8 protein-coding genes are annotated in these 6,523 nt (G+C 34.4%); 7 read left to right on the top strand and 1 reads right to left on the bottom strand.

The window, feature by feature from the left end; translation table 11 throughout:
• The first annotated feature begins 422 nt into the window (after nucleotides 1-422).
• The 6 genes from ACIP9C_RS19485 (at nucleotide 423) to ACIP9C_RS19460 (ending at nucleotide 4,458) form a co-directional block, all read left to right on the top strand.
• Nucleotides 423-671, top strand: a complete 249-nt coding sequence (locus ACIP9C_RS19485; protein ID WP_401013368.1) for a PqqD family protein — start codon at nucleotides 423-425, stop codon at nucleotides 669-671.
• Between the two features lie 8 nt (nucleotides 672-679).
• Nucleotides 680-1,558, top strand: a complete 879-nt coding sequence (locus tag ACIP9C_RS19480) for a phosphoenolpyruvate carboxykinase (ATP) (protein WP_401013365.1) — start codon at nucleotides 680-682, stop codon at nucleotides 1,556-1,558.
• Nucleotides 1,559-1,722: 164 nt separating this feature from the next.
• A complete protein-coding gene (locus ACIP9C_RS19475; protein ID WP_401013363.1) occupies nucleotides 1,723-1,929 on the top strand; it encodes a hypothetical protein in 207 nt (68 codons plus the stop codon).
• A 157-nt stretch (nucleotides 1,930-2,086) separates the two neighbouring features.
• Nucleotides 2,087-2,629, top strand: coding sequence for a cupin domain-containing protein (locus ACIP9C_RS19470; RefSeq protein WP_401013360.1), 543 nt, complete (start codon nucleotides 2,087-2,089; stop codon nucleotides 2,627-2,629).
• Between the two features lie 261 nt (nucleotides 2,630-2,890).
• Nucleotides 2,891-3,829 (top strand): ring-cleaving dioxygenase, encoded by a 939-nt coding sequence (locus ACIP9C_RS19465; RefSeq protein ID WP_401013357.1) that lies wholly within the window; start codon nucleotides 2,891-2,893, stop codon nucleotides 3,827-3,829.
• A 20-nt stretch (nucleotides 3,830-3,849) separates the two neighbouring features.
• Nucleotides 3,850-4,458, top strand: a complete 609-nt coding sequence (locus ACIP9C_RS19460) for a flavin reductase family protein (RefSeq protein ID WP_401013354.1) — start codon at nucleotides 3,850-3,852, stop codon at nucleotides 4,456-4,458.
• A gap of 123 nt (nucleotides 4,459-4,581) precedes the next feature.
• Here ACIP9C_RS19460 and ACIP9C_RS19455 read toward each other — a convergent pair whose 3' ends face one another.
• Complete coding sequence (locus ACIP9C_RS19455; RefSeq protein WP_401013351.1) at nucleotides 4,582-4,974, bottom strand: RidA family protein; 393 nt, start codon at nucleotides 4,972-4,974, stop codon at nucleotides 4,582-4,584.
• Nucleotides 4,975-5,428: 454 nt separating this feature from the next.
• Here ACIP9C_RS19455 and ACIP9C_RS19450 point away from each other — a divergent pair, with 454 nt between their 5' ends.
• Nucleotides 5,429-6,472 (top strand): AI-2E family transporter, encoded by a 1,044-nt coding sequence (locus ACIP9C_RS19450; RefSeq protein ID WP_173479292.1) that lies wholly within the window; start codon nucleotides 5,429-5,431, stop codon nucleotides 6,470-6,472.
• Nucleotides 6,473-6,523: the final 51 nt, after the last annotated feature.

The raw sequence follows: 6,523 nt of genomic DNA, 5'->3' as shown, positions 1-6,523 counted from the left end.
GATTAGCCCAAAAATGGACGCGCTACAAATCACAAAGTTCGATAATAAAATTTTATCAATCGAATCAGCTCTATATGCAAGCGGAGGACACCGTGGAGAGTTAACACGCAACTAGTTTTACATCCTAAATGAAGTAGAACTTTGTTTATAAAATTAGTTGATTTAATTGAGGTGATCAAATGAAGAAATGGATCAGTCCTGAAATAAAAACTTTATCAGTTAAAAAGTTTGATAATAGGATGTCGTCAATTGAAACTTCACTATATGCAAGCAGCAGTAGTGATCACCATAGGGAGTTTACAAGAAATTAATGTTATTAAGAAATGGCTGTGTTAAAGGTTATTGTTGATTTTGTCTATTGACTAGTGCAAGAGCGAAACGCCTTTAATACAGCTTATATAATAAAAAAGTGAGGGATTATGATGGAAAAGTATGAGTATATTGAAACTGGAAATACAGCAGTAGTAGATATTGATGGAAAAGATCCAGTATTTTTAAATGAAACGGCATCAGCAATAATTAAAATGCATATTAATGGAACATCACTCGAAGAAATAAAAAATAAGCTAATGAAAGAATACTCAATTCCTGAAAATGAAGTTAGAGATTTTGAAAATCAAGTTGAGTTAACAATTAGAGACTTTGACAATATGATAGAGAGTGATAAGTGAGTCGTTAGATGGTGGAGAGTTTAAAGATAAATTTTAACTTTTTCGGTGATGTAATAAATATAGAATGTAACGATTCTTATTTACTAAAGCAATTAGTTTATATTTATAAAGAGTATGTAGATTATCAAGCAACATCTATTGATTATTATATTAAAATTGATAATCGTTCTTCTTATAACATAATGGTTAGTGATATGTTATATAATGATAAACTAGTAATTCTACATGGATCTAATGAAAATTCACTTGAAAGATGGGTTGATGAGGCTACATTTCTACCTCCAATCACAGTCCCCTTTTTTAGAAAGAAGTATTCATTTTTCCATGGATGTGCAATTAGAGTTAATAATAAAACAATCGCTATTTTTGGTCCGAGCCGTTCAGGTAAGACAACATTAATTATGGAATTATTGGAATATGGTCACCTTTTAATTAGTGATGACTTATTAGTAATTAATAATGAAACAGGAGAGATTCTTCCTTTTAAAAAACCTATAGGTCTTAGAAATACTACAAAAGAGTATTATCAAGATAAATTTAAAAAGATAGTAGAGAAACTTCCTAGCGAAATGCCAACTTTCCACATTGAAAACATTGGATTAACAACAGAGTTAATTCATATTAGTGACGTTCCAGGTTGGAAATATTATGACAATGTAAGTAAAATAGATTCAATATTTTTCGTAGACAAGCAAACTGAACTAGTAGATAATCCATATGATTTTTTTGAATTAATTAGTAATCAAGCTTGTTTATCTGATAACCCCTTTAAAACAGTATTAAAGATTTTTAGGAGTTTAAATACGACGTCTATGAGATTGAATATTCGCGACCTTAATGTTAGCGCTCAGATATTACGGAGCATTGAGGATAAATGCTTAAATTAAATAGTAAAACAGATATAAAGCATTGGATGATGAATTTCCCAATGCTCTTTTTTATTTCTAAAATAAAGACATAAATCTAATTTGCGAAAAATAGATTCTAATTTTGGTTTTATAGACATTTAATATATTACCTTATCTTTTGCAAAATAAAGGAGGAGAATGAGATGAATGAGTTGCATCTCTTTTTAGAGAACATAAAAGATCTATCTTTTTTAATCATATTACTTTCTAGTTTTATTTATCATAGGCAGCTTAAACTAACGAAATGGAAAAGGAAGCTGTCAAAGGGTGAAATGGTGATGTATTTACTTACCTCAATAGCCATTCCAATCTATGGGTTAATTTATTTGATGCAGCTTTTAGGGACGTAAAAGGTAAGGTATTTATGCTTTCGCTGATTATGCGGGGAACTAGCGCACAATTATTTCACTCTAATGGCATTATAGCTTAACTCATTTCCTACAATTGGGGACATTTCAACAAAAAGTAGCATAGGATAATTTTATAATCTGTGAGAGGATTGAGAAAATGTACTATGTTCCTTATTATGTAAATGTACCAATGTATAGCTATGGCAACCAGCCTATTCACTGGCCAGTTCCTCATGAGGTAGTACTTCCTAATCAAGCTGGCTACGGTAATCACAATCAAATGACAACCGATTTTGGACAAAAACCTTTAGTTGTTGATATGGAGGAGGCAACTAAGCTCAACAATACGTACCGCACTGCTATATGGACAGGGAATCATATGCAAATTACGGTCATGAGCCTCAATGTTGGTGAAGATATAGGTTTAGAGGTGCATCCACATGTCGATCAGTTTTTATATATTGAACAAGGGCAGGGGGTTGCTCAAATGGGCGCTAGTAAAGATAATTTAAGCTTTACTAGAAATGTCTATGATGATTATGCCATTGTTGTACCTGCTGGAACATGGCACAATGTAACCAATACAGGAAATGGACCGTTAAAGCTGTTTTCAATCTATGCTCCTCCTAACCATCCATTTGGAACAGTTCATACTACAAAAGCAGATGCAATGGCTGCGGAAGCGGGTTATGGTCATTAGCAAATAATAAATTATGAATGATAGGCAGAGTTGTTGATGTATTGCAACTTTGCTTTTTTCCATGCCAAGAAAAACAATTGTTAGCAGGACGATTGACGAAATAAAAAATAACGTGTTATAATTATCTCGAATTCAAGATAAAATAATTCGAGATAATAACGGTGTTTACGAATTGTTCTTTGTTAGTAGTTTGAAGTAGCACCTAGTTAGAAAATATAAACAAGAGTAAGCAATAAATTATTTGCGAAGGAGAATCGTCTTATGAAGAAACATACAGAAGGTATACACCATATCACAGCAATTGTTGGGCATCCACAAGAGAATGTTGATTTTTATGCAGGAATTTTAGGTTTACGTTTAGTAAAACAAACGGTCAACTTTGACGACCCAGGAACATATCATCTTTATTTTGGTAACAATGCTGGGAAACCAGGAACCATTATTACATTTTTCCCGTGGGCAAACGCTTATAAAGGACGCATCGGTGATGGGCAAGTTGGCGTTACAACATATGTTGTACCAGAGGGGGCATTGCCATTTTGGATTAATCGTCTTGCGAAATTTTCTATTCCATTCAAAAAAGCTGAACGCTTTGGCGAACAAGTCGTGCAATTTGATGATCCGCATGGACTTCATCTTGAATTAGTTGCACGTGCAGAAGGCGAATTAAATAATTGGACAATTGGCGAGGTTACACCAGAGGTTGCAATCAAAGGCTTTGGTGGAGCAACACTTTATTCAAGTCGTCCACAAGAAACTGAGAAGGTATTAACAGAGGTAATGGGGCTTGAAAAAATAGCAACAGAAGGCGAGTATGTACGCTTTCAATCAAGTGCGGATATCGGAAATATTATTGACTTAAAAACGGTACCTGGAATACGTGGTCAAATGGGTGTCGGAACAGTTCACCATATTGCTTGGCGCGCAAAGGACAATACAGATCACTTAGAGTGGCAGGAGTATGTAATGAATCGTGGGCAACATGTAACGGAAGTAAAGGATCGTAATTATTTTAACGCTATTTATTTCCGTGAAGCAGGTGAAATTTTATTTGAAATTGCGACAGATCCACCAGGATTTGCACATGATGAAACACTTGAAACAATGGGTAGTCAATTAATGTTACCATTGCAGTATGAGCAACATCGTGAACAACTGGAAAGAACATTAATACCAATTAAAGTTCGGTCGGTAGATTGACAAAAAGGGGGACGAATCTTTTGATTTCGATTGATCCTAAGAAAAATACAGAACGTGAAAACTATAAATTATTAACTGGTAGTATTATTCCGAGACCTATTGCTTTTGTGACGACAAAGTCAGAGCAAGGTGTTATTAATGGCGCACCGTTTAGTTATTTCAATATCGTATCATCAAACCCGCCGATGATTTCTTTAGCAATTCAACGATCGAAAGGGTACTTAAAAGATACTGCTCGTCATATTCAGTATCAAGGGCAATTTGTTGTGCATATTGTAGATGAAGATAATGTTAGCCAGGTTAATGAAACAGCGGCTACTTTGCCTGTAACTGAAAGTGAAATTGAAAAAGCCAACTTTACAGTTATAGACAGTCATTGTATTAACGTTCCTGGTGTTAAAGAGGCGAAAGTTCGAATGGAGTGTCGCTTAGTACAGACAATCCCCTTACTAAATGGGAATGAGCAGACAGGTGATTTATTTATCGGTGAGGTCGTACAATTTCATTTAGATGACGCGATTTATTGTGAAGGAAAGATAGATCCACGAACACTAAAGGCAGTTAGCAGGCTTGCTGGATCGAGTTATGCTAAAATAGGAGATCTTTTTGAAATAGAACGACCTAAATAGTCAGAACGAAAAATTCGATAAAAGAAGATATGCTTGTGAATGGAGCGTACGAGAAATCAACGTACCTCCATTCATGAGCAATAGTCCTCCTTGAACGTTAAATTCAAGGTCCACTTACCTCTATTATTTCATTTCCTGACATGCCCAAGCATCAATCTCTACCTTGAATGCTGGCGCAGCAAGTGCTACTACATACAACATCGTCATACATGGGACGTGATCGCCAAAAAAGTCATTCATCACTTCTTTTCTTTCTGTTGAGTCAAAATCCCCAACTAAGTAAAAAACCACTTTTGTTAAATCATCAACAGTCATGCTAGCACTTTCGAGATTTTTTTTAATATTGTTAAGTGCTAATTTCAATTGAGTGATTGGATTTTCAGGCACAGTGCCATCCACTGTCATCCCTATTTGACCTGATAATGTTAGCCATTTATTTGGACCTGTTATTTCAATCTGGTGAACGTAAGGAGCAACAGGTTGATGAATTTCCTTGGGATTTCTTGAGATTTTCATTTAATCAATCCTTATCTAGACGAATTTAGTGAAACTTCTAAAATATCGTACGAAAATTAACATAAAAACGTTATTTAGATGCTGTTTACCAAAGAAGTTACTTTTGATATCGCAGTTTATAGGGTTATAATAGAATTAATAAAATTCAGGCTTTAACGCTAGTATAGCTTTCAATACACTATGATTTATAGTATTGTCTTTCATTTTAATTCGAAAAGTGTAAAAAATCTATTGTATCTGGATTTACTTCTTGGATTAAGGATTGTTATGAGCAAGATAACGCCATATTGTTATATTTTATGGCGTAATAGAAATAATCATCTATCCCTAAAGCTCAAATAATGACATGAAAATTATATATATTGATAACTAATATGTTGTCTGCTTGCTTAATATTATCATATTTTGGAAGTAGGCAGTTGAGGCGAAGCTGTTTTGTGGAAGGAGCGAATGCATGAGTAATTTTTTTCGAAGTAATGGATTTAAACGTTTTATTATTCTAGCGGGGATCGCTGTTGCATTATATTTAATGCGCAGTATGATTAATCTTATTCTTCTCACATTCATTATGACCTACTTAATGAATGAGCTCTCTACTAAGGCGACTAAAGAGTTTAGACGTATTGCGCCAATCAATGAAAAAGCGATGATAGTTACGCTTTATCTTCTACTTGTTGCCGGGATTATTGCTGTCATCTATAAGTATTTGCCAGTTGTAACCCAACAGATTACACAGCTTTTTGATTTGATTGCAGCTTTTAATCTCAACCCGAATGATAACGAGATTGCGAGATATTTAGCTCCAACATTTGAGAAGATTGAACTCGGTAAATATTTGGAGCAAGGCGTAGACATTACGCTTAAAAATTTAACGAACATTGGTAAAGTCATTTTGCACGTTTTCATTGCACTTATTTTGAGTTTGTTCATTCTTCTGGAGAAGAAACGAATTATTGAATTTACTGCAAAATTTAAAGATAGTAAGATTGGTCCGCTTTACGATGAGTTAACGTATTTCTCTAAAATATTTATTCGTTCTTTTGGTAAAGTAATTGAAGCGCAATTTATTATTGCTGCTGTAAATTGTGTTTTATCTGTTATAGCGCTCTCAATCATGGGCTTCCCGCATTTAATTGCACTCGGAATAATGCTTTTCATTTTAGGATTAATTCCTGTAGCAGGGGTTATTATTTCATTAGTTCCGCTTAGCATTATTGCTTATAGTATTGGTGGCCCGATGTACATTGTCTACATACTTATTATTGTAGTGGTGCTACATGCGATCGAGGCATATTTCTTAAATCCAAAGCTTATGTCTGCCAAAACGAATCTTCCTATTTTTTATACATTTATCGTAATCCTTTTCTCTGAGCAATTTCTCGGGGTATGGGGGCTAATTATCGGGATTCCGTTGTTTATGTTCCTGCTCGATGTTCTAGGTGTTACGTCCACTGAGGGAGAACCTAAACAATCTGTAGCTATAAAAGTTAATAAGTAAAATCAAAAAGGAAGCATCGCTTTATGCGTATGCTTCCTTTTTAGGGTGCCA

This window comes from Lysinibacillus sp. NPDC093210 (assembly GCF_044753985.1).
In the GTDB taxonomy this organism is placed as follows: Bacteria; Bacillota; Bacilli; order Bacillales_A; family Planococcaceae; genus Lysinibacillus.
The sequence above is the reverse complement of the archived record's forward strand: the minus strand, read 5'-3'. Positions and strand labels throughout refer to the sequence as shown.

Bases quoted from the DNA above. Each gene is read 5' to 3' on its own strand.
- ACIP9C_RS19485 (WP_401013368.1), top strand. From the start codon at position 423: ATGGAAAAGTATGAGTATATTGAAACTGGAAATACAGCAGTAGTAGAT.
- ACIP9C_RS19480 (WP_401013365.1), top strand. From the start codon at position 680: ATGGTGGAGAGTTTAAAGATAAATTTTAACTTTTTCGGTGATGTAATA.
- ACIP9C_RS19475 (WP_401013363.1), top strand. From the start codon at position 1,723: ATGAATGAGTTGCATCTCTTTTTAGAGAACATAAAAGATCTATCTTTT.
- ACIP9C_RS19470 (WP_401013360.1), top strand. From the start codon at position 2,087: ATGTACTATGTTCCTTATTATGTAAATGTACCAATGTATAGCTATGGC.
- ACIP9C_RS19465 (WP_401013357.1), top strand. From the start codon at position 2,891: ATGAAGAAACATACAGAAGGTATACACCATATCACAGCAATTGTTGGG.
- ACIP9C_RS19455 (WP_401013351.1), bottom strand. From the start codon at position 4,974: ATGAAAATCTCAAGAAATCCCAAGGAAATTCATCAACCTGTTGCTCCT.
- ACIP9C_RS19450 (WP_173479292.1), top strand. From the start codon at position 5,429: ATGAGTAATTTTTTTCGAAGTAATGGATTTAAACGTTTTATTATTCTA.